General features: G+C 51.9%; 40 protein-coding genes and 2 tRNA genes. 22 read left to right on the top strand and 20 right to left on the bottom strand.

Annotation, left to right across the window (positions count from 1 at the left end):
• The 4 genes from PM04_RS09680 to PM04_RS09665 all read left to right on the top strand — a co-directional run bounded on the left by PM04_RS09680 (position 1) and on the right by PM04_RS09665 (position 1,978).
• On the top strand, positions 1-588 hold the full coding sequence (locus PM04_RS09680; protein WP_152593996.1) for a nucleoside triphosphate pyrophosphatase: 588 nt from the start codon (positions 1-3) through the stop codon (positions 586-588).
• Positions 585-1,628: a ribonuclease E/G gene (locus PM04_RS09675; RefSeq protein WP_038006169.1), complete on the top strand. Its 1,044-nt coding sequence runs from the start codon at positions 585-587 to the stop codon at positions 1,626-1,628. The genes PM04_RS09680 and PM04_RS09675 overlap by 4 nt, the downstream gene beginning before the upstream one ends.
• Positions 1,628-1,810, top strand: a complete 183-nt coding sequence (locus PM04_RS09670) for a DNA gyrase inhibitor YacG (RefSeq protein WP_038006166.1) — start codon at positions 1,628-1,630, stop codon at positions 1,808-1,810. The genes PM04_RS09675 and PM04_RS09670 overlap by 1 nt, the downstream gene beginning before the upstream one ends.
• Before the next feature lie 93 nt (positions 1,811-1,903).
• Positions 1,904-1,978: transfer RNA gene (locus PM04_RS09665), tRNA-Phe, on the top strand.
• Between the two features lie 248 nt (positions 1,979-2,226).
• On the opposite strand, the gene PM04_RS17875 is transcribed toward PM04_RS09665, so the two are convergent.
• Entirely contained in the window at positions 2,227-3,513 is a 1,287-nt protein-coding gene (locus PM04_RS17875) for a serine hydrolase (protein ID WP_161785917.1), read from the bottom strand.
• Between the two features lie 177 nt (positions 3,514-3,690).
• On the opposite strand from PM04_RS17875, the gene PM04_RS09655 reads away from it, so the two are divergent.
• Positions 3,691-4,929, top strand: a complete 1,239-nt coding sequence (locus tag PM04_RS09655) for a tyrosine-type recombinase/integrase (protein WP_038006160.1) — start codon at positions 3,691-3,693, stop codon at positions 4,927-4,929.
• A gap of 40 nt (positions 4,930-4,969) precedes the next feature.
• Here the strand turns inward: PM04_RS09655 and PM04_RS09650 are convergent, their stop codons facing one another.
• The gene (locus PM04_RS09650; protein WP_152600850.1) at positions 4,970-5,185 is read right to left on the bottom strand and encodes a TIGR03643 family protein; all 216 of its coding nucleotides are present in this window, start codon (positions 5,183-5,185) and stop codon (positions 4,970-4,972) included.
• A gap of 163 nt (positions 5,186-5,348) precedes the next feature.
• On the opposite strand from PM04_RS09650, the gene rpsU reads away from it, so the two are divergent.
• Positions 5,349-5,555: a 30S ribosomal protein S21 gene (gene rpsU / locus PM04_RS09645; protein WP_038006156.1), complete on the top strand. Its 207-nt coding sequence runs from the start codon at positions 5,349-5,351 to the stop codon at positions 5,553-5,555.
• A 1-nt stretch (position 5,556) separates the two neighbouring features.
• Here the strand turns inward: rpsU and PM04_RS09640 are convergent, their stop codons facing one another.
• The 10 genes from PM04_RS09640 to PM04_RS09595 form a co-directional block, all read right to left on the bottom strand.
• On the bottom strand, positions 5,557-6,123 hold the full coding sequence (locus PM04_RS09640; RefSeq protein ID WP_038006155.1) for a tyrosine-type recombinase/integrase: 567 nt from the start codon (positions 6,121-6,123) through the stop codon (positions 5,557-5,559).
• A 195-nt stretch (positions 6,124-6,318) separates the two neighbouring features.
• A complete protein-coding gene (locus PM04_RS09635; RefSeq protein ID WP_038006152.1) occupies positions 6,319-7,050 on the bottom strand; it encodes a hypothetical protein in 732 nt (243 codons plus the stop codon).
• Positions 7,047-7,688, bottom strand: coding sequence for an ATP-binding protein (locus PM04_RS09630; protein ID WP_038006150.1), 642 nt, complete (start codon positions 7,686-7,688; stop codon positions 7,047-7,049). Before PM04_RS09630 ends, PM04_RS09635 begins: the two co-directional genes overlap by 4 nt.
• Positions 7,689-7,755: 67 nt before the next feature.
• The gene (locus PM04_RS09625) at positions 7,756-8,574 is read right to left on the bottom strand and encodes a hypothetical protein (protein ID WP_038006148.1); all 819 of its coding nucleotides are present in this window, start codon (positions 8,572-8,574) and stop codon (positions 7,756-7,758) included.
• 991 nt (positions 8,575-9,565) lie between these two features.
• Positions 9,566-9,850, bottom strand: coding sequence for a hypothetical protein (locus PM04_RS09620; protein ID WP_038006146.1), 285 nt, complete (start codon positions 9,848-9,850; stop codon positions 9,566-9,568).
• Positions 9,851-9,873: 23 nt separating this feature from the next.
• The gene (locus PM04_RS09615; protein WP_152600847.1) at positions 9,874-10,242 is read right to left on the bottom strand and encodes a hypothetical protein; all 369 of its coding nucleotides are present in this window, start codon (positions 10,240-10,242) and stop codon (positions 9,874-9,876) included.
• Between the two features lie 64 nt (positions 10,243-10,306).
• Entirely contained in the window at positions 10,307-10,561 is a 255-nt protein-coding gene (locus PM04_RS09610) for a DUF3303 domain-containing protein (protein WP_038006139.1), read from the bottom strand.
• 17 nt (positions 10,562-10,578) lie between these two features.
• A complete protein-coding gene (locus PM04_RS09605; RefSeq protein WP_152594060.1) occupies positions 10,579-10,902 on the bottom strand; it encodes a hypothetical protein in 324 nt (107 codons plus the stop codon).
• A 150-nt stretch (positions 10,903-11,052) separates the two neighbouring features.
• Positions 11,053-11,439, bottom strand: coding sequence for an MAPEG family protein (locus tag PM04_RS09600; protein ID WP_052068543.1), 387 nt, complete (start codon positions 11,437-11,439; stop codon positions 11,053-11,055).
• Between the two features lie 35 nt (positions 11,440-11,474).
• Positions 11,475-12,104 (bottom strand): hypothetical protein, encoded by a 630-nt coding sequence (locus tag PM04_RS09595; RefSeq protein WP_038006135.1) that lies wholly within the window; start codon positions 12,102-12,104, stop codon positions 11,475-11,477.
• 104 nt (positions 12,105-12,208) lie between these two features.
• Between PM04_RS09595 and PM04_RS17670 the strand changes: the two genes are divergently transcribed.
• Both PM04_RS17670 and xerC read left to right on the top strand, forming a co-directional pair.
• On the top strand, positions 12,209-12,682 hold the full coding sequence (locus tag PM04_RS17670) for a helix-turn-helix domain-containing protein (RefSeq protein WP_235281436.1): 474 nt from the start codon (positions 12,209-12,211) through the stop codon (positions 12,680-12,682).
• Between the two features lie 155 nt (positions 12,683-12,837).
• Complete coding sequence (gene xerC, locus PM04_RS09585; RefSeq protein ID WP_038006133.1) at positions 12,838-14,064, top strand: tyrosine recombinase XerC; 1,227 nt, start codon at positions 12,838-12,840, stop codon at positions 14,062-14,064.
• A gap of 297 nt (positions 14,065-14,361) precedes the next feature.
• Here xerC and PM04_RS09580 read toward each other — a convergent pair whose 3' ends face one another.
• Positions 14,362-14,775 carry a helix-turn-helix domain-containing protein gene (locus PM04_RS09580; protein WP_038006131.1) on the bottom strand — a complete coding sequence of 138 codons (414 nt, stop codon included), beginning with the start codon at positions 14,773-14,775 and terminating at the stop codon, positions 14,362-14,364.
• A gap of 293 nt (positions 14,776-15,068) precedes the next feature.
• Between PM04_RS09580 and merF the strand changes: the two genes are divergently transcribed.
• Both merF and PM04_RS18190 read left to right on the top strand, forming a co-directional pair.
• Entirely contained in the window at positions 15,069-15,410 is a 342-nt protein-coding gene (merF, locus tag PM04_RS18195) for a mercury resistance system transport protein MerF (RefSeq protein ID WP_233486423.1), read from the top strand.
• Entirely contained in the window at positions 15,386-15,613 is a 228-nt protein-coding gene (locus PM04_RS18190) for a GDCCVxC domain-containing (seleno)protein (RefSeq protein ID WP_072936797.1), read from the top strand. The genes merF and PM04_RS18190 overlap by 25 nt, the downstream gene beginning before the upstream one ends.
• 12 nt (positions 15,614-15,625) lie before the next feature.
• Here PM04_RS18190 and PM04_RS09570 read toward each other — a convergent pair whose 3' ends face one another.
• Together PM04_RS09570 and PM04_RS09565 are read right to left on the bottom strand one after the other, a co-directional pair.
• Entirely contained in the window at positions 15,626-16,066 is a 441-nt protein-coding gene (locus PM04_RS09570) for a VOC family protein (protein ID WP_139278667.1), read from the bottom strand.
• Positions 16,017-16,433: a helix-turn-helix domain-containing protein gene (locus PM04_RS09565; protein ID WP_038006129.1), complete on the bottom strand. Its 417-nt coding sequence runs from the start codon at positions 16,431-16,433 to the stop codon at positions 16,017-16,019. The genes PM04_RS09570 and PM04_RS09565 overlap by 50 nt, the downstream gene beginning before the upstream one ends.
• 74 nt (positions 16,434-16,507) lie before the next feature.
• On the opposite strand from PM04_RS09565, the gene PM04_RS09560 reads away from it, so the two are divergent.
• On the top strand, positions 16,508-17,143 hold the full coding sequence (locus tag PM04_RS09560; protein WP_038006127.1) for a cation transporter: 636 nt from the start codon (positions 16,508-16,510) through the stop codon (positions 17,141-17,143).
• Between the two features lie 8 nt (positions 17,144-17,151).
• The gene (locus PM04_RS09555; RefSeq protein ID WP_158508579.1) at positions 17,152-17,691 is read left to right on the top strand and encodes an isoprenylcysteine carboxylmethyltransferase family protein; all 540 of its coding nucleotides are present in this window, start codon (positions 17,152-17,154) and stop codon (positions 17,689-17,691) included.
• Positions 17,692-17,752: 61 nt separating this feature from the next.
• Here PM04_RS09555 and PM04_RS18410 read toward each other — a convergent pair whose 3' ends face one another.
• Both PM04_RS18410 and PM04_RS09545 read right to left on the bottom strand, forming a co-directional pair.
• Entirely contained in the window at positions 17,753-18,094 is a 342-nt protein-coding gene (locus PM04_RS18410; protein WP_369793310.1) for a GFA family protein, read from the bottom strand.
• 201 nt (positions 18,095-18,295) lie between these two features.
• Positions 18,296-18,850: a Crp/Fnr family transcriptional regulator gene (locus tag PM04_RS09545; RefSeq protein ID WP_038006121.1), complete on the bottom strand. Its 555-nt coding sequence runs from the start codon at positions 18,848-18,850 to the stop codon at positions 18,296-18,298.
• Positions 18,851-18,915: 65 nt separating this feature from the next.
• Here PM04_RS09545 and PM04_RS09540 point away from each other — a divergent pair, with 65 nt between their 5' ends.
• The 6 genes from PM04_RS09540 to PM04_RS09515 all read left to right on the top strand — a co-directional run bounded on the left by PM04_RS09540 (position 18,916) and on the right by PM04_RS09515 (position 22,134).
• Positions 18,916-19,512 (top strand): hypothetical protein, encoded by a 597-nt coding sequence (locus tag PM04_RS09540; protein ID WP_038006119.1) that lies wholly within the window; start codon positions 18,916-18,918, stop codon positions 19,510-19,512.
• A gap of 64 nt (positions 19,513-19,576) precedes the next feature.
• Complete coding sequence (locus tag PM04_RS09535) at positions 19,577-19,912, top strand: hypothetical protein (RefSeq protein WP_038006117.1); 336 nt, start codon at positions 19,577-19,579, stop codon at positions 19,910-19,912.
• Between the two features lie 58 nt (positions 19,913-19,970).
• Positions 19,971-20,438, top strand: coding sequence for a DUF411 domain-containing protein (locus PM04_RS09530; protein WP_038006115.1), 468 nt, complete (start codon positions 19,971-19,973; stop codon positions 20,436-20,438).
• Positions 20,438-20,902: a cytochrome c gene (locus tag PM04_RS09525; RefSeq protein ID WP_084212701.1), complete on the top strand. Its 465-nt coding sequence runs from the start codon at positions 20,438-20,440 to the stop codon at positions 20,900-20,902. Before PM04_RS09530 ends, PM04_RS09525 begins: the two co-directional genes overlap by 1 nt.
• A 12-nt stretch (positions 20,903-20,914) precedes the next feature.
• Positions 20,915-21,259, top strand: coding sequence for a copper resistance CopC family protein (locus tag PM04_RS09520; protein ID WP_052077296.1), 345 nt, complete (start codon positions 20,915-20,917; stop codon positions 21,257-21,259).
• Positions 21,256-22,134, top strand: a complete 879-nt coding sequence (locus PM04_RS09515; RefSeq protein WP_038006108.1) for a CopD family protein — start codon at positions 21,256-21,258, stop codon at positions 22,132-22,134. The genes PM04_RS09520 and PM04_RS09515 overlap by 4 nt, the downstream gene beginning before the upstream one ends.
• Before the next feature lie 4 nt (positions 22,135-22,138).
• Here PM04_RS09515 and PM04_RS09510 read toward each other — a convergent pair whose 3' ends face one another.
• Positions 22,139-22,411 (bottom strand): metal-sensitive transcriptional regulator, encoded by a 273-nt coding sequence (locus PM04_RS09510; protein WP_025054237.1) that lies wholly within the window; start codon positions 22,409-22,411, stop codon positions 22,139-22,141.
• Between the two features lie 153 nt (positions 22,412-22,564).
• On the opposite strand from PM04_RS09510, the gene PM04_RS09505 reads away from it, so the two are divergent.
• Positions 22,565-23,350, top strand: a complete 786-nt coding sequence (locus PM04_RS09505; protein WP_152600846.1) for a MauE/DoxX family redox-associated membrane protein — start codon at positions 22,565-22,567, stop codon at positions 23,348-23,350.
• A gap of 265 nt (positions 23,351-23,615) precedes the next feature.
• On the opposite strand, the gene PM04_RS09500 is transcribed toward PM04_RS09505, so the two are convergent.
• The gene (locus PM04_RS09500) at positions 23,616-24,182 is read right to left on the bottom strand and encodes a tyrosine-type recombinase/integrase (protein WP_038006103.1); all 567 of its coding nucleotides are present in this window, start codon (positions 24,180-24,182) and stop codon (positions 23,616-23,618) included.
• Between the two features lie 439 nt (positions 24,183-24,621).
• Here PM04_RS09500 and PM04_RS09495 point away from each other — a divergent pair, with 439 nt between their 5' ends.
• Together PM04_RS09495 and PM04_RS09490 are read left to right on the top strand one after the other, a co-directional pair.
• Positions 24,622-24,870: a hypothetical protein gene (locus tag PM04_RS09495; protein ID WP_038006101.1), complete on the top strand. Its 249-nt coding sequence runs from the start codon at positions 24,622-24,624 to the stop codon at positions 24,868-24,870.
• 13 nt (positions 24,871-24,883) lie between these two features.
• Positions 24,884-24,960: transfer RNA gene (locus tag PM04_RS09490), tRNA-Ile, on the top strand.
• Between the two features lie 62 nt (positions 24,961-25,022).
• Here the strand turns inward: PM04_RS09490 and PM04_RS09485 are convergent.
• The gene (locus tag PM04_RS09485; RefSeq protein WP_038006098.1) at positions 25,023-25,550 is read right to left on the bottom strand and encodes a peroxiredoxin; all 528 of its coding nucleotides are present in this window, start codon (positions 25,548-25,550) and stop codon (positions 25,023-25,025) included.
• A 171-nt stretch (positions 25,551-25,721) separates the two neighbouring features.
• Between PM04_RS09485 and PM04_RS09480 the strand changes: the two genes are divergently transcribed.
• Positions 25,722-26,144: a BLUF domain-containing protein gene (locus tag PM04_RS09480; protein WP_038006096.1), complete on the top strand. Its 423-nt coding sequence runs from the start codon at positions 25,722-25,724 to the stop codon at positions 26,142-26,144.
• The last annotated feature ends 533 nt before the right edge of the window (positions 26,145-26,677 follow it).

The following is a 26,677-nucleotide window of genomic DNA, read 5'->3' as shown; positions in this document are numbered from 1 at the left end:
GTGCCACACCCTCGGTTGATCCTAGGCTCCGGTTCACCCCGGAGGCTAGAACTATTGGCGCAGCTTGGCATCATACCTGATGACGTGCGCCCCCCCGACATTGATGAGACCCCCCTGCCGCGTGAAATTCCGCGCACGTATTGTGAGCGGATTGCGGCGGGTAAGGCTGCGGCGGTGACCGCCGAGGCAGATGACATCGTGCTTTGCGCCGACACGACTGTCGCGCTGGGACGGCGCATTTTGGGCAAGCCTGAGGACGCCGCCGAGGCGGAGCGTTTTTTGCGGCTTTTGTCCGGGCGACGTCACCGGGTTATCACCGCGCTTGCGGTGCGTCGCGGCGCACAGTCGTGGCAACGCACGGTCGAAAGCGCCGTACGGATGAAGGTTTTGTCTGACGCTGAAATCGCTTGGTATATCGCGAGTGACGATTGGCGCGGCAAGGCTGGAGGCTATGCCATTCAGGGGCCTGCCAGCGCGTTTATCCCCTGGATATCAGGAAGTTTTACCGGGATCGTCGGCCTGCCATTGGCCGAGACTGCGGGCGTGCTAAATGCCGCTGGCCTCCCGGTGTGGAAAGGGACCGCATGAAGGGTATTGTGATCGCGCTTGATACGGTGGCGGGACGTCCCGCAGCCGCGCGTATGATTGATGGTCAATTGGATGATCTGCTGGTCGATCCAGCCGGAGATATTGCGCTGCCGGGCACGGTGTTCCGGGGCGTTTGTGATCGCCCAATCAAGGGCCAAGGCGGAATGTTCATGGACCTTGGTGCGGGCCGCACCGGGTTCTTTCGCCAAGCTAAGGGCCTCGCCCCCGGCGACACGTTTTTGGTGCAGGTGACGGGTTTTGCAGAACCCGGAAAGGCTTTGCCTGTTACGGACCGCGTCCTGTTCAAGAGCCGCTATTGCATCGTGACGCCCGGAGCAAAAGGCTTCAACGTGGCCCGCTCGGTGCGCGATGACGATGAGCGGGAGCGTCTGCTAGAGATCGCGCATGAAACTGTGCCCATTGATGGTGGCGCGGGCTTAATCCTGCGCAGTGCGGCAGAGGGTGCCGATGCGGATGAGATCGCCGAAGATTTGGCAGCGACATGGGAATTGGCGCAGCAGGTGCTTGCGGACACTGGCACCGGGCCTGAGTTGTTGCTGGACGGCCCCGACGCCCACGGTTTGGCGTGGCGCGACTGGTCCACTCCGCCTGAGGATGCCATCGAGAGCGGGCCCGGCGCCTTTGAGCGTGCGGGTGTGTTGGATGCGCTGCCCAAAGCCACGGGCGCCGAGGTCCGGCTGGGCGAGGCATCTATGTTTGTCGAGCCGACGCGTGCCTTGGTCGCCGTGGATGTGAACACGGGCGGAGACACCGCACCGGCCGCAGGATTGCGTGCCAACTTAGCCGTTGCCCGCGCCCTGCCCCGCGCCTTGCGCCTGCGCGGCTTGGGCGGGCAAATCGTGCTGGACCTTGCGCCGATGCCAAAGAAGGACCGCCGCGCGTTTGAAGATGCGCTGCGTGCCGCGTTCCGTGCCGATAGCATCGAAACCGCGTTGGTTGGCTGGACCCCGCTGGGCCACTATGAGCTACAGCGCAAACGCGAGCGGGCCCCGGTGCCAACCGATTTGGAGGCGCTGTAATGTCCTGCCCGATCTGCTCAAAAGAGACGGTGACGAAGTATCGCCCGTTCTGCTCCAAGCGCTGTGCGGACGTTGATTTGGGTCGCTGGCTGAACGGATCCTATGCGGTTGCGTCGCAAGATGAGGACGATGCAGAGGACGCGGCAGCCGAGATAGAGCGCCAGCGACAAAATCCGCACTAAGACATCGGTTTTTTTGCATTGTTCACTGGACACTGCCGGAACGCTGGACTAAACGACGACGACCCCAGACAGAGTTCGCTTTGTCAAACGGATGCCCGGGTAGCTCAGGGGTAGAGCAGTGGATTGAAAATCCTCGTGTCGGTGGTTCGATTCCGCCCCTGGGCACCACTTTTACCAATAAAAACAATGACTTAAATGAGCGCAATGCGCGTTAAAGTTGTGTAAATCAAAAACACACCTTAAACACACTTTTTGCCGTGTTGCTGACTATTCTGACTGCGGATTCGCTGTGTTGAACACGGTTTTGGCTAGTGCTGTGGTGCGAACACTGTGTTGGCGGAGTTTTGTACGCACACAGTCAGTGACGCTGCGCGAAACGCCTCTATTCATGCCCCACAAACAGAGGAACTGCTTGTTTAGCGAGGCAGCTCGCCGTCTCTGATCACATTCAGTACAAAAGTACGTTGATCCCAGCCAGTTGCCGCACTGTTGGTCACAACGATCCTAGAGTTGTCGAGATCAATCATGATGTTCTGACCATTATAGCCCTCGGTGGCTATGATGTTGCGACTGCGCATGCCGTGGAAGTCGAAATAGAATTGAGAGCCGTAATCTGCGGCGTAATTGTGTAGCCATAACTGAGCATTGTCATTTCCAGGCCGGTACTTTGGCCAACGGACGGCTTGGTTCTGAGCATTCCTGAGATACTGCCCAACGCAGGTTTGTTGTTGATAGTCCTGCATCATTGCTACCGCCACACGTAGAAAATCCTCTCGGGTCATTAGAAACGAATAAGATGCCCGGGTCTGAAGCTGTCCGTAGTAGGGAGATTGACGCCCCTCAGTAGGGGTTCTGCGGTGCAGTTCGAAGTACACATCATTCCCAATGTGGATTTTATCTTGAAACACACGGCGCAAAAGTCGCTCGTAGTTGTCGCCAGCGCGATAGGCGACATAGCTGGCGATGATGTCGGTTAGTACGTTGTTATAGAATACACCGCCGCCGCTTCTTTCAGTGCCTTGCAGGTAGTTTGCAATCGTGTCTATTCCCATGTCGCGGTGATGCGTACCTGCACCCACGACCCTCGATGCGCCGTTGGTCACGACATGACTGTCGCCAGCGCTCATGTTGAGCAAGTCTTGAAGCGATTGACCATCGTACACCGTGTTTGCCATCAGCGGCCAGTCGATGGTCTCATCAGCAGAAGATATGTATCCTTCGCAAATTGCGTGTCCTACGATGTAGGAAAAAATACTCTTGCCAGTAGAGTGAGTAAAAAACAGCGTATCGTTGTCTACAGGGCGACTAAAGCGATCTCGCGGTGGTAGGCCATCATATCTGATTGAGCCGTTTTCATAGTACAGATAGCTCAGGAGATAGCCTTCTGATAGCTCCCGTTTGATCGTTGCGCTTTCTGGCAATAAATCACGTCGAAAAGGCATCGCATTGCCTGCTGGACGGATTCGATAGGCGTTGCCGCCACTAATCAATCTTCGAAGGAATGTCCGTCTGTTTTCTTCGTATAGAGATATTGTGGCGTTGTTCGGCCGTGCACTTTCTGGGATTTCGGAAAAATTGTCATACTGTACAGCGGGGCCATCCATGGCGGCTGCAATGGTGGAACTAGCGTTTTCAGCATTTGAAGGCGAACAGGCCGCAGAGGCAATCAACAGGAGGCCAGCTACAGATGTCTTTAAATTCATAGTACGGCTCTCCACGTCGTTTTCTATTATCATGGTATTTGTGGGCATTAGGTTAGGTTATACAAAACCTACGTCAAGTTTGCTGCTTGGTGGCTTGTCTGGCGCAACGCTGTTAAAAACACACTTTCGTAGACTTGTTGGTGCGCCCTGCCATAGTGTTGTAGTGAGGAGTATGACATGCGGCAGCTACGCGATGACACACATCAGATACTAGACGGAGAGGTGCGGGTGTATCGGCGTGAGCGCAGCAAGCGCTGGCAGGCGGCGTTTGTGATTGATGGGCACACTATTCGCATCAGCACGGGCAAGCGTGATTTGGCTGAGGCCAAGGAATACGCCCGCGATACTTTTCTTGAGTACAAGTTCCGCCATAAGAATGACCTACCTGTTGTTACCAAGAAGTTCTCTGACGTTGCCAAGCTGGCCATTGCCGATATGCGCAAGCAGCTGGATGCTGGTTTAGGACGCAAAGTGTTTGCGGATTACATCGTGTGCATTGAGCGCTACCTAATCCCCTTCTTTGGCGCACAGTATGTGACCTCAATCGACTACCAAAAAATCCAAGACTTCTACGAATGGCGACGGGCAAAGATGGGGCGTGAGCCAAAGGCTTCTACGCTCAACACCCATAACTCAGCCATGAACCGTGTGTTTGATGAAGCGGTGGCCCGTGGCTTTATTGCGCACAAGAGCGTGCCTTTGATGGTGAACCGTGGTGAGAAGAGCGAGCGGCGTCCTGACTTTACCCGTGAGGAATACCGTACGCTTATCCGTAAGCTGCCCAGCTGGATTGAGGCTGGCAAAGCAGGCAAGCCCACAGACATGCGCCACCTTATGCGAGACTATGTGCTGATCTTAGCTAATACAGGCATGCGGCACGGCACAGAGGCCCTGAACCTCATGTGGAAGCATGTGACCCTGTTTGAGGATGGTGGTCAGCAGTACCTAGAGATGAGCGTGACTGGCAAAACTGGGCGCAGGGACATCATCTGCCGCAGTGGTACGCTGAACTATCTCAAACGCATACACGAGCGGTCTGAAGACATACGGCAAATTCCTTTTGAAGACCTTCTCAAGCAGCGCCTTGATTTGCCTGTGTTTAGGCTGCCTGATGGAACAGTGAGCAAGAACATCCACCAGACCTTTCGCAAGTTCGTCACAGATGTAGGGCTGATCACGTGTCCACGTACGGGGCAGAACAGAACCCTCTACAGTCTACGGCACACCTATGCGACATTCGCCCTACTCAACGACGGCATGGATATACATGCACTTGCCATACAAATGGGAACATCAATTGGCATGATTGAGCGGCATTACAGCCATCTAACGCCGCGTCTGAAGAAGGACATGCTTACAGGCAAGAGGTATGAATTATCGCGGGATGAGTTTGATGAGATCGATGAAGAGGCTTAAACATTAGCGCCTCAGGTCAAAAAGTAAAAACAAGCCAGAACTATTTATAGACCGCCCTGCGATCCCCAAATGTCCTAACGCGCTTTCGCCAGGCTTTGTAGCTGCCAGTTTTAAGCGTGGCCCGCATAAGGCCTTTGACCTGCTTTTCGCTTAGCCCATACTGTTCTTTAATAGCACCAAAACTCACATGATCAGATAGAGCCATCTGCACGATGTCGCTTATATGTTCTGGCGGCATATCATCAGTTTCAATCATTTTGTATGAAATAGGCCCCTGCGCGGTAAACGCAAGCATACAAAGAAAGCCCTAATTGCGCCATCAATGCTGCTATATATGGATAAAGCTAAGTTTTCGTTTGATCTGAACAAGTTTTACTGCAATCTCGCCGCAATCGTTTTCCAACTATGGCAGAAATCAAATGGAAGTCAGTGTCCGCGACAACAATGTCGATCAAGCCCTTCGTGCACTTAAGAAAAAACTACAACGCGAGGGTGTGTTTCGCGAGATGAGATTGAAAGAGCATTTTGAAAAGCCATCTGTGCGCAAAGCTCGTGAAAAAAAAGAAGCTGTTAGCCGTCAGCGCAAGCTTGCTCGCAAGAAGGCTGAGCGCGAAGGCATGCTGTAAATTACAACAACTCCACCGCTTCACTCAACTGCTCTGAATTCACATCGATGTATCTCTGGGTCGTGGATATATGTGAATGCCCCGCCAACTCTGCCAATAGCCGCACACCAACGCCCTTGTTGGCCAATCTGGTAATGTAAGTACGCCTTCCCGAATGGCTTGAAGCGTCTTTGAGCCCCACAGCTTTGTAGATGTCGAGGAACAGCTGACACATGGTGTTGGCTGAGAAATGCCCGCCCTTTTGGCTCTCAAACAGTGGGCGCTGTGGATCTGTGATGCGGATGAATGCGCTGTATTCCAGCAGTGCTTTGCGTAATCGCTGATTTAGATACACCGTGCGTGTGTGCCCACCCTTGCTTTGTGCTGCGCTGAGGATGAACTGTGTACGCACTGCGCAAGCCTCGTCAAACACGTTGCCTACAGTCAGCGCAGCAATTTCCTTGGCTCTAAGCCCTGCATAGAAGCTGGTGAGTATGATGGTCTCGTCACGTGTTGGATGACGACGACTGCGGCAGTACTGTATAACCCTGCGCAGCTGAGCCTCGTTCAATGTCTGTGCTTGGCGCATGTATAAATCTCCTCAAAACCTAAGCATTTGTTAGCTTTGAGTATAAAGTCTGAGGTATTGGTTGGACGACCGGAAATGGCACCGAATGGTCAGTCAATAAATTCAATGAGTTAAGCAATAACCTCATCTAATGTGCATTCTATGAGGTTTTGAACTGTGTGATTGCGCTAAAGCAAAACTGCGCAGTTTAAGCCTTCAGGGCGTGCTCACAACTACTGTCTGCTTTGCTGCTTGCAAATGATTTACCAAGGGCGAGAAATCCCCTGCCATCGTTAGCAGCAGCTTGTACTTGGCGAAGTCATACAAGTGCACTTGGTCAATCTTGGGCACAATCACCTGCAGCTGCTTTACCAAATGGTTAAACTCAGGTTCGCCCTCCAAAACACTCAAGCGTTGCCAGAAATGCTCAAGCCAAGGCAAGAGCGCCGCAAACTCAGCACAGCGCTCTGCTGCAAGTTCACGAATATAGCTTTCATGGTATCCCTCTAATCGGAAATCTTTGAGTTCAGCTTTGTTAGAAACATAGAGGGCATAGTCCAATGCGCCCAAGACAACCGCTGGCGCTGTATATGTCGCTGTCAGCTCTTCTAATTCACCGTCAAATAGGGCTGAACATCCATCAAGGGTAAAATAGTCATGAACGTTATCCGCAAAGCGAAACGTCGACTGCAGTTTTACAAGATAAACCGATTCATAGATCTTTTGCATGAAGCTGTGGGGTCTTAAAATGATTTTGCTATCAAAAGGTATCTTTGAAACAGCGCTGTCCAGCTCACAGGCATAATCCCGGCTATCAAGGTCAGCATGTGAAACTGGCACATCCTCTTCAACAATATGCCACAGCCTCACATCGTATTCGTTGGTGATCTGACAGGTTAGATGCAGTGCTGCGATGCATTTGTTGTATATGCCTAAAGCGTTGGTCATGGCGCTAACGCCTTGCTGGCTATAACCGTCTCTTCGAGCAAGTCGATCAAGTCGCGCGCGCTGCCTTGGAAGCTCTGCAGCATCCGCTCAACATCAGCTCTGGCTGGGGTTAGCCCCTCGGCCTCCAAGATAGCCTTGGCACGATCTGTCCAATCAAGGTTGCTGGGCGGGTCTAGGTCAATCACTCTAAACCTACTGAGGACGGCGCCCATGATACGGCTTTTGTGATTGGTCGTGGCCACAAAGCGGATCAGATGACGCTTGGCGTCCATAAACTCGCGGAACTTGGGTTGCACTGTGCGTAGGTCCATCTCGTCAATCTCGTTGATGACGATCAGAGCTTTGTCCAGATTGCCAAACATCTGGTAGTTAACTTCGGACATGATCTTGGCCTCATAGTCTTTACCAAGGCTGGCAGCATTAAACTCCCAATGCATGTGCTGAATATCGCGTTGCTCAAAGTAACTGTGAGCGATCACACGCGCCGCTTCTGTCTTGCCTGCACCTGGTGGCCCTGCGAGCAACAGAGGCTTGGCTGGTGGCAGCTCACAATATGAGCAAATGACACTGGCATTTAGCGGGTCCGCAATGACCAAATCGCCAAAGCAGCGTGGTAGGTGTTTGAGATCAAATGACATGCTCAACTCCTTTGGATGGATGTAGATGGAGTGGGGCAAAAACTGACTGCCCCACTCACCGTTAGATTTACCCATAGGTATGAGTTGCTGCGCCGTTTGTGCGTACTCCACCGCCAGACACATTGACTTGTGCACCTGATCCAACGCGGATCATTTTGGACGCAAACTCACGCACATCACGTGCACGCTTGGTTGCCAGATCACCTGCGTCAAGCTTGGCAAGGCTTTCTTGGGCGCGTTCATCCAAGTCTTTGCCTGAAGATACCAAGACAGCGTCAATGATACCTGCTTCGTTGCACCCGTAAACGATCGTGCCTGTGCCGTTGTCATTGCAGCGCACGAGCGCAACCGCATAGTCTTCTTCGTAATCGGTATTGGGCTGGATGAAGGTTGGAAGGTCAAAGGTGCTCACACCCACTTGCACTTCCTGCAAACCCTCAAGCGCCAGCTTCTTGAAATCGTCTTTGGACATGGTTGTTGATTTTGTGGATTTGGGCACGCGGCGTACTTCTTCAATGCCACCACATTCTTGCACATAGCTGGTGAAGCTCTGATCTGGCCCCTTCATGTCGTGAGCGATGGACACAACGCGCGCATAGGCTTCTTCACGGCGACCTTGTCCCGCAAACACATAACGGATCACTTTAAGCGCAAGACTGGTATTTGCTTGGGTTTTGATCTCAAGATCAGTCAAAAGAGCTGCAAACGCACGGCGCTTGCCTACCTCGGTTTTAAGCTCCGCATACAGCGCATAGACCCCTTCAAGAATGGCATAGAGCTCTTCATTGGCAGCACGCAGGGTGCCTTCTTCCCAGATTGCACGGGCTGCGTGCATTGCATCGAGGCGTTGGTGGATGTCAGTCTTAATTTGTGTCTGAACAGACATAGTGTTTCCCTTCATCAATAATTAGGCACTCTTGGGCCTGTTTGTTTGCATCTGGGTTTTAAAGATTTTGGGGCACTACGAGCTGCGCCGGTCAATCCTGGACTTTAAAACCATCAGATTGAGACTTTTATAATGACTAAATCGGGATAATTTTGACTCCTTAACTTTTGGAAGGAGACGGAGTCATGGTCAACAATCAGGCCAATATAAGCTCAGCAACGCTGGTGTTTGAGACCACCCCACCTTATCTCAGTGAGACATCAAAGAGCCGGTTTAAGGGATGTCGCAACCTGCCCTATCGGGAACACGCTGCCGTGCGCGATCATTAAGTTCTGCTATTTTGGCAGCGTTTGTATCAGGCATTAGCACTTGCCTTAATCAGATCCGATATTTCGACGATGTAGATGATCTGCTTGCAGCATATAAGAAGTTAAACAGTCGTTAAGTTTTTATGATGAATGCAGTCACGTATATGCTATCACGGCAAGATAGACGTATTTTATAGACTGAGGACTGACAAATGTTCACTTAGAGTGTTCAACACAGTGTTTTCGCCCTACTCTAAAATGACACCAAAAACACACTTACACGCACATCAAAAATATTGCCACACAAGCCATTGTTTATAGACGTATAATTTACACCATCTCCATTGAAAATCCTCGTGTCGGTGGTTCGATTCCGCCCCTGGGCACCACTTTTACCAACAGTATCAATGACTTAGCCAAGCGCAATGCGCGCTAAAGTTGTGTAATTCAAAAACACACCTTAAACACACTTTTTGCCGTGTTGCTGACTATTTTGACTGCGGATTCGCTGTGTTGAACACAGTGTTGGGTGTGGCTGTGTTGCTAACACTGTGTTGGCGGAGTTTTGGGCGAACATGGTTTGGGACACGATTGGTGTCGTTACCAACACCGTGGGTGTTAGTAGGTCCCACACACCGGCATGAATAATTTTAGCACTACAAATATGACGAGTCGATCTAATGCTAGACTACGAGATCCCCCGTCATTGGCATCGTGTGACGATCTACATCGTTGTATTCTTGCAAGAGCAGTCTTTGACTATCTAACCAATCTACCCCACGTTTGATATTTTCTTCTAGCAACTCGCTATCTCTAACAACTATGGCAACAACTTCCTCATGAGTCCGCATTAAACGGTGGTCACCATCTGCGAATACTTGGGCGTGCCAGTCTTGGATATTTTGCAAGAATTCATCAAAACATTCAGGCTTGGGTTTGAAACGAACAATCGATAGTTTTTTTGGCATTCCTCAACTCCTTTGTATTTACACTACTTGTTTACTGAAACACCTGTCACGTACCATTCACTAGCTTTACCGTTCACTTTTTTTGCAAAGAAAAACGCGTTAACCTTCCAATCTTTTCCTGAGCCAGTGTGCGTGCCCGCCATACAATCATCCGTGTCCTGTATGATCACGTAGTCATCAATAGAGATGCAATCTCCACTCACTAACCATTCTAACGCTTCCGTTTTGCTCCTGTGTGTTCCTGAGCTTATTGACGTAAACACAAAATCATCTGTGGTGAGAGCGTCTAATTGCGACGCATCTTTTTCCCGAAACCCGTGACGGAAAGCATTCAAAAAATCGGTGGCTGTTGGCATTTTTATTTCCCTTTTATTTGCGATATCGCCACGCATGAAGTCAGCATCACGATAAAACTTGGTCCAGTATGAGTGTTAAAGTGGTTAGCGCATTCGAAGGCTACTTTTCCACAATCGGAGTGACCTCAAAATTCCCCATTTCAAGGATTGGATCGAAAGCAGTATCAAGTTGCTCAAAGGTATCAGCCTCTAGTACCATGAAAGCCGTATGTTCTAGGCGATTGGAATAGTGACCATGTACCTTGATCCCGTGATCACCTACGCTTGCTAATGTATCCCTAAACAAAGGGAATTTTTCGGGATGATGAGCTTGGCACGTTGAATAATCATGCGTGAGCTTGACCATGAATAACATTACGTTCTCTCCTGATTTCATGCGCGACTGTCAAAGATTAGTTCAGGTGGTGGCGGCGGAGGGGCGTTGACATCCATTCCATGGACGTCGGCAGCGAATTCAGCAAAATCGGGAGGCATTGTTGCCATGATTTTTGTCCAACTTGCAGCGGGATCATTACCTTCCAAAGTTATGATCAATAAATCCCCTGCCGGTGTCCGCTGTACAAAGGTTCTTTCGTGCACACCAACTGCTTCCCTGGATTCAGCAAATTCAGGTGTAGACTTCACGTGATCCATCATCGCTTGCCATTTTTCCATCTTACCTGGCAAAATCGGCATACATATCGCTAACAAAGGCATGAAGCGACCTCATTTTCATAAAACATATCGTTCCATGGTTTAAAGCCAGGATCTAAATCTTGTGAGAATTTTACCATCATAGCGGCAGCTCCTTTTTTGTGAAATTTGGATTATTTGCGAGTTCTGAAGGCAATATCATATTTGTTGAAGTTATAGCACCAACCCCACATACAATAGGGCGGTACATGTGAATGCTGTTAACCATGCAACGGTTCGGAACCAAACAACTCCAAGGGCGTACATCGCGACATATGCAATGCGCGCGATCAGAAATATTAGCATAAGTTGATTTGGAAAATTGCTAACAGACTCCGACACGTGGGTCATTAAAACAGCAGGCGATACTAAAGCGAGTGCAAGAAGCGAGTTACTCGTAGCGCGCTCCAGTCGACCCGCAAACCCGGTCAGAACCAGATTTTCGCGATTTCCAGCAAGAGCCGATAGTCCAACCTGCTGGGCCGCTGCTAAGACCTGTACAACGATGAGAATAATGACAATCAACCCGTAAAGTACGAGATAGAACATAAAGCCTTGCATATTGTTGCCCTCCGCTCGGCCAGTGTCGATTAAGCTTAGACGATGCCTGCAATCTTCGTGATTGAGCGCATATCGACTTCGAGACCGTTCATCAGCTGCCCATATTCAGGGCTATTAGCCAGAGCATCGTATGTTCTCTCGATGGCCGACATGTCAGGATAGGTTACACCCAACATGTATGTCCCAAGATCAGACCCAGTAAGTGTTTGTCCCATGCGCATGGTCTGTGCACCTGCTGATTTGAACACGGGCGCGGTCTTGTTTAGCAAATCTAGCATTGCAGTTTCTTCCAAAGACCGACGATGGGCCCTCGTCAACATCAGATACTTGGGCGTTGGCTCAAGTTTTGGCTCAAATTCGATCGGTTTACCCCGAAATACATTTCGAGCAAAGGGCGCTACAGCGTGATCGCTGATCATACGCGAATAGGCGGAGGACTGCGGGATCATGTTCATAACGCTCTCAAATCCTTGTAGGTCATCAAAGAACTGAACATTCACCAAAGCCCCGGGATAGCGGCCTGAGATCAAGCTGCCATATGTCACGCGAACTGCGCCATTTTGTCGGCAGTCCTGCGCGAAGTTGGCCAATTCGTTCAAAGCGCCAGATCTGCTTGCTGCGGGGCAAGTAGCTGCGGTGATGGCGATAAATTTGGGAGTAGACATCCGAAAGCCTCCAGTTTTTTTTGAACTAACCATTTCTTAGAACAGGTTGACCTGACGCAGATGTACCGTCTAGTCTGTATGTTAAAGTGGTTTGGAGGCATGACATGCTTAACTTGAAAATCGTCGAAGAGGAAATGTGCCCAATCGGCCTGGCTGGACACCTGCTTATTGACAAGTGGATCCCAATAATTATCCGCGAAATTGCGTTATTTGATCGACGTGGCTTCAACGAGATATTGAAAAACAATCGTGAGGGAATTTCTTCGGCTTCGCTGTCATCACGATTGCACTATATGGTACAGCTGGACCTGTTGAATGTTCAAAAATCGGACGATCACGCACAGAAGAAACTTTATTTCCTCACTGAAGCTGGGATCGCTTTCGTACCTATTTTGTTTCACTTGGCTAGTTGGACTGCCGAATTCAGAAACCCCTCGCCGGAATTTGTTTCGCGCACCAGTCCATTTCATTCAGGGGATGATGATTTGAAAAAGAAGCTACTCGAACGGCTGCACCAGATTCATGTGACGAAGACGATTGAACCAACGCCTTTGTGGTGGCTGGCTGATAACCTATAAATTTTCAGTTACACGTGGCTGCGCGTTCGACAATATCAACTTTAAAGCTTCAACAACCTTGAATCTGCTTCAACTACCAAGCGCTAAACCCTCAAACACACACTTTGATAGACTTGTTGGTGCTTTGAGCCATATTGTTTGGCAAGGAGCATGACATGCGACAGCTGCGCGAAGATACACATCTGATACTGGACGGCGAGGTGCGGGTGTATCGGCGTGAGCGCAGCAAGCGCTGGCAGGCTGCCTTTGTGATTGACGGGCACACCATCCGCATAAGCACTGGTAAGCGTGATCTGGCTGAGGCCAAGGAGTATGCCCGCGACACTTATTTGGAATACAAGTTCCGCCACAAGAACGACCTCCCTGTTGTAACCAAGAAGTTCTCTGACGTTGCCAAGCTGGCTATTGCGGATATGCACAAACAATTGGATGCGGGCTTAGGGCGTAAAGTGTTTGCTGATTATATCGTGTGTATTGAGCGCTACCTCATCCCCTTCTTCGGTGCACAGTATGTGACCACCATTGATTACGAGAAGGTGCAGCAGTTCTACGAGTGGCGGCGGGCAAAGATGGGCCGTGAGCCGAAGGCCTCAACGCTAAACACACATAACTCAGCCATGAACCGTGTGTTTGAAGAAGCAGTGGCGCGGGGCTTTATCGCGCACAAGAATGTGCCGCTACTGGTAAACCGTGGTGAGAAGAGCGAACGCCGTCCTGACTTTACCCGTGAAGAATACGCCACACTTATCCGCAAGCTGCCCAGCTGGATCAACTCAGGCAAGGCGGGCAAACCCACAGACATGCGTCACTTGATGCGGGACTACGTGTTGATCATGGCCAATACGGGCATGCGGCACGGCACGGAGGCGCTGAACCTTCGCTGGAAGCATGTGACCCTGTTTGAGGAAAAGGACCTGCAATACCTAGAGATGAGCGTCACAGGTAAAACTGGGCGACGTGACATCATCTGCCGCAGTGGCACCATCAACTACCTCAAGCGCATCCATGAGCGCTCAGAAGACATTAGGCACCTACCCTTTGATGATCTACTCAAGCAACGTGTCGATTTGCCTGTGTTTAGATTGCCCGACGGGACAGTATCCAAGAACATTCACCAGACATTCCGCAAGTTCCTCACAGACACAGGGCTAATCATATGCCCACGTACAGGGCAGAATAGAACTCTGTATAGTCTGCGTCACACCTATGCGACCTTTGCCCTACTCAACGATGGCATGGACATACATGCGCTTGCTGTGCAGATGGGCACAAGTATTGGCATGATTGAGCGGCACTACAGTCATCTGACGCCACGGCTCAAGAAGGACATGCTGACTGGTAAGCGGTATGAGTTGTCGCGGGATGAGTTTGAAGATCGCTAAAGTGAGTACGACTGATAAGCATCAAAGCAAAGGGCGGAATGCGGACGTTTGCTGCACTTCGCACTAACGGCAGCTATGCGGGACAAACCGGACTTATGCAGGCGCGGCTGTTGCTGACGCAGCATTAGTTCGCACGCGCGGCGCGTTCATCGCTGTGTCGCAGCTGATGTCGCCATACCGGTCGATCAGGGGCCCCGATTGTGCCTGAGCCAAGACCGAACTTTCGCCGTACGCTTCGCCAATATGAAAGATGGTGGGACAGAGATACCGTTCGCGAAACTCAAGCTAACGGCTGCTTTACTCGTGTAGGTTGCCGCCAAAGCCATCCTTCATCAATGCGTCCAACATGGGGCAAGCCGCAGTGCCATCTTCGCAGTTCTTTGAAAGGCTCAAGAGCGCGTCTCGGAGGCGCACTAAGTTCTCAATCTTGGCGGTGATCTCACCCAGATGGTTCTCAGCCATTGCTTTCACCTCGCCACAGGATCGGCCGCTCTGCTCGGTCAGAGATAGAAAGGTCTGAATAATCGAGATCGGGAAGCCCAAATCGCGACACCGGCGCACGAACCTGAGTTTGGCAATTTCATCGGACGAGTATAGCCGACGCCCGCCTGCCGAGCGCCCCGGTTTCGGAACCACACCCTCACGTTCATAATACCGGATCGTTTCGATGTTCACGCCGCTTTGTTCTGACGCTTTGCCGATGGTGAACATTTTGCTTGCTCCTGTAGTGGCTACAGGAAGTAGAAGTGCAAAATGGACATGAATGCAAATCAACAACCCGTGGTAGACACCGGCATCGCTGCCCGCCTAGTGATGCCCTTCGCAGCGCTTTTGGCGCTATTGTCGGCGTCATGTTGTGTTTTGCCTATCGGCCTATCGATATTAGGCCTTGGTGGCGCATGGCTCACCATGCTTGGCCCATTCATCGCTTACCGAGGGTTCATTCTTGTCGGTGTTGCGATTGCACTGGTTTGGGCTTGGTATCGGGTGCTGCGGCGCAAGCCATGCTCAACGCGCAGGCGGTCCGCAATTATCTGGACGTCACTTGCATCCATCGCCTTTTTGATCGCACTGTTTTCGCCGCTCTGGGAGGCGTCAGCGCAGCGTTTTATGTGGGATTTGTGGAGATCGACACGATGAAAAACAAACTACTGGCGCTCGGGGTGGGCGGCACGATTGTGGCGATCCTCTGTTGCTTCACGCCGATCTTGCCGGTCGTGCTTACAGCGCTTGGCCTGACAGGCCTGCTTGGTGTCGTCTACAGCGATGCTGTCTTGCTGCCGATATTGGCAGGATTTCTCATACTCACGGGGTACGCGATATGGCGACAGAAGACGCAAAAGTAGTGCTGCAATCGACTCTCACCTGTCCATCTTGCGGGCACGTTGAAACCGAGACTATGCCGACCGATGCCTGCCAGTGGTTTTATGAATGCAAGTCATGTCAGACCGTCTTGAAACCGCTAGAGGGGGATTGCTGCGTCTACTGTTCTTACGCAACAGTTCCATGCCCACCGATCCAAGAAGGCAAGTCCTGCTGCGGTGTTTAGGTATGCACGGGCTTAATCTGCTTGGGTGCCTGTTATCTCGCCGAATACGATTTCTCGGCCATCTGGTGCCATAGCTACAATCTCTCGGCAACCGTATGGCTTGTCGGTGATCGGGCTTTTGAGCTTTGCGCCTCGGCGCTCGAATTCGTCATGCAGCGCTTCTATGTTTTCTACCCAGAAATAGGCCGCCCACCCATGTTTTCGGAATCCCAATGTTCGATGACAAGCAAGCATGATTGTCTGACCATCTCGGTCCAAAGTCACAAATTTTGGACCAGTCCCAATCTCCGTACCAAGTTCAAATCCGAGCCGCTCTACAAAAAAGTCCTGCATCGGTCTTACTGTGCGGCTGTTCACCTGTAGCACTGCGGCGGTTCGTTGGAAGCAAGAGGAAGGGATTTCTTCAGTGCTCCCTCTCACAAAGTTCATGATCAGCCAGAGACGCCAAGACATAGCAGTCTTCAGAAACGCCGTGCCCATCACATCCCTTCGAAATTCGCGTGAGTTCCTTTTCCAAAAGCTTGAGCCGTTTGATTTTCGCGCGAACATCTGCAAGCTGCGAAACAGCGATGTCCGTTGCGGCCTCGCACGATCTGTCTGGATGATCCTGTAACTCGATGAGCGATGATATCGCCTCAATCGAAAATCCCAGATCACGAGCGTGACGAATGAAACTCAGTCGTTCCAATCCTTCCTTATCGTAGCGTCTTTGGTTGCCACTCGTGCGCTCGGCTTCTGCCAAAAGTCCCATTTCCTCGTAGTAGCGAATGGTGGGAACCTTGACCTTTGTGCGCTTTGATAGCTCGCCAATAGAAAACATAAAGAAACCTCTTGAACCTCTAGTCACTAGAGACATTACACTATCATCAACGTAAGATGAAAGAGGATTCACCCATGTCAGGTTGCTGCGGACACGACACCAAATTTGACGGCGTATCAGACGATTACAAGCGAAGGCTTTGGATCGTCATTGCATTGAACGCGACGATGTTCGCAGTTGAAATGACGGCTGGCCATTTGGCGCAGTCACAGGCTTTGCAAGCCGATGCGCTCGACTTTGCGGGGGATGCAATGACCTACGGCATTTCTCTGGCAGTCATTGGTGCCTCACTTCGCGCCCGTACCAATGCCGCGCTGTTCAAGGGTTTCAGCCTCTTGTTGATGGGGCTTTGGGTTTTTGGATCGACTGTCTACCGCGTATTTTATGTCGGGGTTCCCACAGCCGAGATCATGGGTGCTGTTGGCTTTCTGGCATTGCTCACCAACCTTGCCAGTGTGTTCTTACTGGTGCGCTACAAGGACGGTGACGCCAACGTGCGCTCAGTCTGGCTATGCTCCCGCAATGACGCCATCGGCAACGTCGCCGTTATGTTCGCCGCCTTGGGCGTCTGGGGCACTGCAACGGGCTGGCCTGACCTGATCGTGGCAACAATCATGGCGGGACTGTTTCTGTCGTCAGCATTCCAGATAGTGCGCCAAGCCCTCGCGGAACGGCGGGAAGTGATCGACCACGGCCACGTAGACGTATGATGCATAGCATGCTTGTTGCTCTAGGTCTGGGCATTGCGGCTATGACCTTGGCCGCGATCCTTTGGTCAATCGCCTTTCCTGCGCGGCGGATAGGGCCGCCCAAACGCTATACGGCACTTACACCTTTCCTTGTCTGGGTGCCGACATTCACGCTGTTCGGTGTTCTCATCTTGCTTGGTGTCTTGGGTTGGGCTGATCTGGCCATTCTAAGTTGGGTGCGGTTTGGCGTTGGCCTGCCTCTCATCCTCTTTGGCAACATTGTGGTATGGATGGAAGTCTCGCACTTTGGGGTGCCGCAGACTGGTGGAGCCAAAGGCACCCTGCGCACTGTGGGCATGTATCGTTACTCTCGGAACCCGCAGTACATCGCTGATATTGGCATCGTAAGTGGCTGGATGATCTTGTCAGCAGCGCCTTGGGCAATGGTCGTCGGGTTAGCGGGAATAGCAGTGCTTATCGCCGCACCATTTTCTGAGGAACCTTGGCTCAAGGATAAATACGGAAGCACGTTTGAACAGTACGCGACACGTGTGGGGAGGTTCTTCTGAGGTACGCAACGAGCCAAAGTCGGATTGCGACTGACACCAAAAAAGTAGCAACGCTAAAAAGCTAGGTAGGCATCCCATCAGCTTTCGGGAGACTGGGGTCCATTTGGTCCCAAGGCTGTGCGCTCTTCACGTAAATGTCACGGCTTGGCTGGTACCAACTTGGATCATCCAAACTGCCCGCGAACAGGATCATTGCTCCTTCGCTTGCCTTGTTGATCAGAAACAGCGGTGATCCACATTCAGAGCAGAAACCGCGAAGCATTGCATGGCCGCGATCAGCTTGGCGCCCGAACCACTTTGGTTCACCTTTCTCAAGCCTGAAATCAGTCTGTTTCACTAGCGCAGCTGGAAAATAGGCACTTCCAGTGGCCTGCTGGCAATCGCGGCAATGGCAGTTACCCATGTAGCGGGCAACACCTTCAGATTTGTATCGGACTGCTCCACACGCGCACCCACCGGAAAACTGCTCAGGCAACATAATCTTTCCTCTCCAGTTCATTTTAGGAAGGAGAACCAACTTCGCAACAACTTATAGTCTGAACCTATCTGGTTGCTGCAAGGCCCAGAAAGTCCGATATCTCAAGAAGGGTATTTGTGTCAGGGTTCATGCCTGATCGTCCCGTCGACGCTTCGCAAGTTCGCGATAAAGAGCGGCTGGCGTCACCCCAATCCAATCGGCGACGTGCACCCACCCGCCTTCTTCTGGAGGTCCATTAAGTTCGAGATAGGCATCCAGCCGATCTGTTACCTTTCGCAACCGCATGATCTCAATGCGCGTCCGCAGTGCCTGAAGTTCTTTGGTCGTCCGCTCCAATGCCCTTACCGAAAGATGTTTCCCCGAAGAACCGTTCCCAAAGTTCTCCAGAATCTTCGCTTTGGGTATGCCCGAGACCTTTGTCGACCGATCCGTCACCGCATCGCAGTGGTAATGATCTGCAAACAAGGACGCTTCGGCCACAAGATCGCCCGCTTTTGCAGTGTGCAAGGCAAGAAGCCCGCCATCTTTCAGAGCTCGCCGAAGAAGAACTTGGCCCCCCCTTACAAGGAAGGCCATTTCAACCTTATCGTTACGCCGAAACAGAGACTCACCTGCTTCAAGTGTTCGAACAGATGCGCCTTCGAATGATGTGAGCCAATGATCTGACATGATTTCTATCATGTTTCATGTTGCTCATCATATGCAATGTCTTTGCGCAAATCCCGGATCATACAAGGATATCAAACATGACAACTAAGCGCTTCGCATTTCTCATGCTGATCTTGCCCACAGTTGCCTTTGCTCAAAACCACTCTGGAAACCACGGCTCAGCTCCATCGCTCTATGCAGGACAAGAAACGCGCCTTATCAAATCTCTTTCCGAGGACGACGTAGAGGAGATCGCACGTGGCGGCGGATGGGGTCTTGCACGCGCCGCCGAGCTAAATGGCGTTCCCGGGCCAACGCATCTCCTTGAGCTAGCTGATCAAATCGGACTGACCGAACAGCAACGCGACGACATCGAAGTGATCCGGGCGCAGATGCGGGCAGACGCCATAACTGCTGGGGAGCGGTTCGTCGCGGCGGAACAATCGCTGGACGAAGCTTTTCAACTTGGTGCGCCGGATGCGGGGACACTTGAGCGGCTGGTGGCGGAAGCAGGTGAGGCGCGGGCAGATTTGCGCTTTGTTCACCTCAACGCGCACCTGCTGACTTTGCCATTGCTGACTGACACTCAGGTGACCCAGTATTCGGTGCTGCGCGGCTACTCAGATGATCCATGTGACGCCGTTCCTGACGGGCACGATCCGAAGATGTGGCGCAATCATAATGGGTGCAACTAGGTTGGCTATCGGCGACACACCCTCGTGACTTGTCAAAACCATATACCCCCAGTAGGTATTTGGTATGTTTCGCTTAATGCTGCCGATCCTTCTTGTTTTTGCATTTGCCGGTGCGTCCACCGCGTCAGTAATGCATGGATTGAACCATGGACCCGATCACGCTGACCACCACGCTGAAATGACGGAGCATGATGTGTTCGCTGATGCCGAGAAGGCCCTCGCGGACTGCTGCGACACCACGAAAGGCATGGGATCAACGCCATGTTTTGGTGATCTCGTAGCCACATCTGCGATTTCGCCGGTAAATCTCGCAAGCAGAATTGCCATTGGGGTGCTGTATGCTGACTTCGAGTTTTCGAACCTGATACTGGCTGTCCCAACCGGTCCTCCGAAAGTTTGAACGGCAACGGGCGCTCGCCTGCAATCCATTCAACTTTCAAATTAAAGGACCAACAAACATGATCTCACGTCGCCACTTCACCACCCTTTCCGCAACGGCTTTGGCTGTCGCTGCTCTGCCAGCCCGCGCAAGCACGCCTATGCGCGTTCTCGCCTCACCCGGTTGCGGATGTTGTCACGCTTGGGCCGACTTGGCCCGTGCGCGTGGCTACGCTGTCACTGTCGGAGAACTGACCGAGCCGGAGGCGCAGAAGTCAGAGCGCGGCATTCCGCTTGAACTGGCCTCCTGTCACACCATTGAAGCCGATGAGTATGTCTTTGAAGGGCATGTTCCGTTCGAAGCATTGGAAACTGTTCTGCAGGATCGCCCAGACATCACCGGACTTGCTGTTCCGGGCATGCCGATGGGTTCCCCCGGCATGGGGGATGATCCTTCTGCCCGTTACGACGTCATCGCATTTGGTGGAGAGGCGGGCACCGGAATGGTGTACTATCGAGCTGGTACAGCACAGCCCTTCGACACGTGATGGCAAGTCGCAAGGCAGTTCTTATGACCGGCGGGCTCGCGCTCGCCGGTTTCGCCTCCGCCTTTGTCATGGCCCAACCGTCCGATGCGGTCGGTCTGTTGTCACCAGATGACACCGAAGTGGTCGCCCTTGGTCAGGGCATCTACGTGGCTCAATGTGCTGCGTGCCACGGGGCGCGCCTCGAAGGGCAACCGAACTGGCGGATGCGGGGCGAAGATGGTTTGCTACCAGCACCGCCGCATGACGCGACCGGGCACACGTGGCACCACGACGATGAAACGCTCTTCACCCTGACCAAATATGGGCTTGCCGGACTGATGGAGAATGCACCCCCATCCGGTATGCCTGTCTATGAAGAAGTGCTCAGCGATGAAGAGATCATTGCCGTGTTATCCTTCATCAAATCAACCTGGCCCAGTGATATTCGAGAGCATCACGACGCACTCAATGCCCAGTCCGAATAGAGGAAAACTCAGATGATTAGACAAGCCCTTCTCGGTTTGGCCATCGCAGTCGCTCCGGTGGTTGCTGCGGCGCATTCCAAGTCCGAAGCAACGACACCTGCTGATGGTGCGACTGTCACAGAAGTGCCAGAGCTTTCAATGCGGTTCGATGATCCGATGCGCATCATTTCCGTCATGCTGACTGCAACCGATGATGACATCGAAATCGAACGCGAGACCGGTATGGAACCAACAACGGAATTCCGGGCAGTGCCATTGGAAGCGCTTGCGCCTGGAAGCTACCGTTTCGACTGGCGCGGCATGGCCTCAGACGGTCACCCGATGCAGGGTAGCTTCTCCTTCACGGTCGCGGAGTGACCGGACTGGCTCCAATCGACGGTCTTGCCGTCTTGGCCATTGTAGCCAAAGCGATTGGCTATAGCGCGGCTCTTCTCGCGATTGGGGGCGTCTTGTTTTCCTTCATCTTTGCGAAGCGCGCCGAGGCGTCTGTCCTGCGCCTTGCCAGGCGGCTTGCCGTCGTTGCGGTACTGGTTGGCCTGACTGTGTTGGCTATACGTATTGGCATTCGTGCGGCCCGCATATCTGGGATGGGCTTTGAGGGCGCAACGGACCCGATGATGCTCGGGTTTGTTTGGGAAAGCCCGCTTGGCACCGCCGCGATTTGGCGTGGATTTGGCGAACTTGCGATACTGGCGGTTTTGGTGCCTCGTATTGGGCAATGGATTGCTTTGTTGGGCAGCCTTGCCGTGGCCATATCTTTTGCTCAGGTGGGCCACGCTCTGGGTGATCCCAGGATGATTCTCGTTGTCTTGCTTGCTCTTCACCTTCTGACCGCAGCTTTTTGGGTTGGTGCGCTTGTGCCTTTGCGCCGCGCGGCGCTTACTCCCTCGGGCGTTGACGTGTTGCACCACTTTGGCAATGTCGCTGCTCTTGGAGTGGCTTTCCTGATCTTTGCAGGTACAGCGCTCGCCTGGCTCCTTTCAGGCTCCGTCACTGCCTTATTTGGAACAGCCTATGGCCTGGGGCTTTTGCTCAAAGTCGCGATTGTTGCGGTACTTCTGGGCTTTGCGGCTTTCAATAAGGTGAGGCTCGTTCCTGCGTTGCGCGCCGAGAAAGCCGGTGCAGCCCATGCCCTGCGGCGGTCTATTTTGATGGAAATGCTGGCCGTCGTGATGATCCTGTTGGCAACGGCAACGATCACAAGCGTGACGACACCGCCGATCAATCTTTGACGGCTTAGCCGCGCGCTTTGTCGAGCAATTCAAGGAGTTCGGTGAACTTCGCCCGCTGGTCCTCACGATCACCCGAGGCGAGCGCATCTTCGATGCAGTGGGATGCGTGATCGTCGATCACGAGCTTTTCGACGCCTTTCAGCGCCGCGCGGACTGCCGCGATTTGCGTCAAGACGTCAACGCAATAGCGGTCCTCTTCGACCATCCGGGCGATCCCGCGGACCTGCCCTTCAAGGCGATTGAGACGTTTTAGAGTGGCTTCGCGATTGTTGTGCATGGCCTTCTTTTCGCATGGTGGCGGAGAAAAAGTCGAGAGAGTACGGGATCAAATCTCTCGCTCTTGATTATATACCCTAGGGGGGTATATAAAGCTAGGCAATGCAAACGCATGCACCGCCCCCGCATACGAAGCACGGAAACGGAGAAGCCAATGCCTAAAGACGCACGCGATATTGCTGAAATTGAAACAAATCCGGCTGAAGAAGCAGTCGGCAAAACGGCTGTGCTTTACCGAATGGCCTTGCCAGATCATCTATGCCCATCCGGGCAAAAGGCGCGCTGGCTCCTTGAACGTCGGGGATACGACGTCGATGACCGTCTGTTCCGAACCCGCACCGAAGTGGATGCCTTCAAGGCCGAGCATAACGTCGAAACGACACCGCAAGCATGGATTGAAGGAGAACGCGTTGGCGGCTACACCGACTTGCGCGAAAAGCTCACCGGCTGGGATCCCACAGTAAAAACCTATCGACCTGTCTTGTATCTGTTCGCTGTTGCAGCGCTTACCGCAGTGGCACTTTCCATTGGGTTTCTCGGCACAATCACATGGCAGACACTTGGCTGGTTCATCTCGGTGTCGATGATCCTTCTCGGCATGCAGAAACTGCGCGACATCGAAGGTTTCACCACGATGTTCCTCAACTACGATTTACTCGCGCGGAAATGGGTGCCTTACGCCTATATCTATCCGTTCGTGGAAACCGGCGCGGGTATCCTCATGACTGGCATGATCCTGACCTGGGTGTCCGCTCCCGCAGCACTCCTGGTTGCGAGCATCGAAGCCATCAGCGTCTTCAAAGCCGTCTACATCGACAAACGCGAGCTGAAATGCGCGTGCGTTGGAGGAAACTCCAACGTCCCGCTAGGGTTTGTCAGCCTCACAGAAAACCTCATGATGGTGGCTATGGCAATCGTGATGCTTTGGTTGATGATTTGAAATTAGCAATCGGTAATCAATGCGGACTTCAGGATTCAGATCTGGAACGGCACCAATGTCCCGCGACCTGTAAATTCGCCCTCTAATCCATGCTGCGACATCCTCGAACGGCAGTTTCTCCCGCCGCGCGATAGCATGAGGTTTTCGCTCATGCCGCATTTTCTTTGCTGCGTGAGCGCGCAGCACAAAATCACAATGGCCGAGTCGGGCTCCTTGCCGTCATTCGCTGCGCCGTCCGCTAATGTCCGTAATGGGCCGGAAGCGTCTACAATAGCTCGACAGCTTCACTCAGCTGCTCGGAGTTCACATCAATGTACCTTTGGGTAGTTGATATGTGCGAATGCCCCGCCAGTTCAGCCAACAAGCGCACGCCTACGCCCTTGTTCGCCAATCTGGTAATGTAGGTCCTGCGCCCCGAATGGCTGGATGCATCTTTGAGCCCCACTGCTTTGTAGATGTCGAGGAACAGCTGGCACATGGTGTTTGCCGAGAAATGCCCGCCCTTTTGGCTCTCAAAGAGTGGGCGCTGTGGGTCGCCCAGATATTTGATCGCGCCATAATATGCAAATGCCTTCCGTAAACGCTGATTAAGATACACAGTGCGTGTGTGCCCGCCCTTGCTTTGTGCTGCGCTAAGAATGAACTGTGTGCGCACAGCGCCCGTCTCGTCGAACACATTGCCCACAGTCAGCGCTGCAATTTCTTTGGCGCGTAGCCCTGCGTAGAAGCTAACCAGTATGATGGTCTCGTCGCGTGTTGGATGACGACGGCAGCGGCAGTACTGTATAACCCTGCGCAGCTGCGCCTCGTTGAGCGTTTGTGCTTGGCGCATGTGCTGATCCCCTCAAAACCTAAGCTTTTGTTAGCTTTGAGTATAAAGTCTGAGGTATTGGTCTTCCTACCGAAAAGACGTCTTGCTCGAAGTTATTACTTTACAATGACTTAGGCGATAATCTCATACAATGTGTGTTCTATGAGGTTTTGGGCTGTGTGATTGCGCTCAGTACAAGCCTTGCTGCTATGCTCCGCTGCCTACAACACATCCCTCCCAAAACATGGAGACAGCGGAGCTTAGCAGCGCCATAAGCACTGCGAAGCCAAGAACCTGGCATTTAAATCACCTCATGCCAAGTTATAATCCAAATGATCAATCAGTAGCACTTACAAGCTTTGAGGTCGTGGACTGCGTGATACCATTTGCTGTGCCTTGAGCACTTGCATCATCAATCTTTTGCCATAAATCACCACCGCAACTTAATAGGGGGCCTTAAATGTTTGATCAGTCAAAAGTCCGGGCTCTTGTGGAGCCAATACTCAACGCCAGTGATCCAGCAAAAGCATTGCGGGAACACGTGCTCGGTGCAGGAGGTCAATGGGCGGAGCCAGATAGCACGGATCTATTCGAGATTAGCTATGCTGGAATTGCAGGTATTGGCTTTGGCACCGAAGAAGCCGCAGAGCACTGGATTGCAAATGCCATAACTCAATTAAGCATTGAGCAGTTAGAAGCACTGCCATAACCAGCTCATGCGTGGGCCTGTAGCTCAACTGGTTAGAGCAGAGCGCTCATAACGCTTTGGTTGCGGGTTCAAGTCCTGCCGGGCCTACCACGCATTTGCCGTTTTATTGGAACTAGTCAGCGTACTGGGCTGTGCGATTAACAGTCCAATAATTATCTTTGCCTTAAATAGTCTAACATGGTTTCAGCCGACGAAACGGTCATTGGCACCCCTGCTGGATTATCGCACAAGCCAGGCTCGGCAAAAAACTTTATGATTTCCCTATTTTCCACCAACATCGAGTAACGCCAGCTGCGCATCCCCATGCCTTGCGCTGATCGATCCACCAGCATACCCATTTTCCGCGCAAATTCACCGTTCCCATCAGGCAACATCGACACACGCTGTATGTTTTGTGCCTTCGCCCATTGAAACATCACAAATGCATCATTCACAGCGGAGCAGATAACGTCATCAATCCCTTCTGCAATAAATGCATCATAGAAGTGTTCGTAACCCGGCAGATGGCTTTCCGAACATGCTGGAGTAAACGCGCCGGGCAACGCAAAGAATACCACACTTTTCTTTTTAAATAGATCATCAGCTGTCAGCTTTTGCCATTCGAACACGTTTTCAACACCTTGGTCAGGAATACGCACACGCGTATGAAACGCAGCATCTGGCACTTTTTGTGGAAACATCTGGTATTACCCTAATTCGGTTGCTTGGCGTCATATATTACCTTCAATATTAAACCAAACAATCCCACCAAATCCATTAACATATCAATATTTGAATACTTAGTGATTATCTGATACACGTACCTTAGTCGCTAGCACTTCGTTATTAGCAAATGCCCAAAAGGTGAGTGAATGATCCGAACTGTCATGTACCAAAGCACTCCGAAGACAGAGATGCATAGCACTGATGACTGTGACATAATGGAAATCGCCTGGAAGCATAATGAGGCTATGGGTATAACTGGCTTTTTACTGCGAACACCTTACAATTACTTCCAAGTGATCGAAGGTCAGCCCGAAGTAGTTGATGACCTGATCTTGATGATACGCAATGATACACGGCACCAAAGCGTGGAGATACTCTCAGACAAGTCTTCTCAAAATCGTGCATTCGACACTTGGTGCATGGATTACCATATTGCTTCTGAAGAGGAAGGTGCCGATATTATTTCTAAATTGGGCACAGGCGAAGATTTTGTTGCCGCTTTAATTAGTTACATGCAGCGCAAATCGAAACAAAAAATAGCCCGCTCACCGTTAAAGGCATTTGACTAGTAAGCTATCTCACCCAGAGCTCTGCCAACCCTATCGTGTATTATGTGTCTATCTGTTCAAGCTCAGCTTCGCCGAGCTGACTTTCGGTGTTTGTTCAATCGCTCTCGCTCATTCACAAACACCTTCAGTCTTTTGATTTGCGTTTAAGGAGATCAAATCGCTTAAGCACTATGATCATATATGAACGGGATCTCATCCAGATTGTGTAGTCATACCAAGGCTATCCGCTGCCTTGGTATGACGAAGACCTCATCCGAGTTGCTTTCGCCTGTCATGAGCGCAACCTTGTTACAGGAAGCTGGGGTTTCTCGATCAGCTTTACGCGCCACCTTTTCAGCAACGCACCCAATGCATCCAAAGCCATGACAAACCATGGACACGGGCGTGGGGTTCTCTTGCGAGCCTTGTACTCCCACTCCTGCCATCTCTCTTTGCAGACGCTGGATGACACAGCGACAGTTGAACATGCAGCTCGGCTACTGCGCGGCATCCCTAACATCCTCCGCCACAGCGTGACCTGTGTTCGGATCTTC

Origin of the sequence: Thalassobacter sp. 16PALIMAR09, from assembly GCF_000765485.1 — a bacterium.
Classification (GTDB): Bacteria; Pseudomonadota; Alphaproteobacteria; order Rhodobacterales; family Rhodobacteraceae; genus Thalassobacter; species Thalassobacter stenotrophicus.
This window is presented reverse-complemented; position numbering and strand designations above follow the sequence as displayed.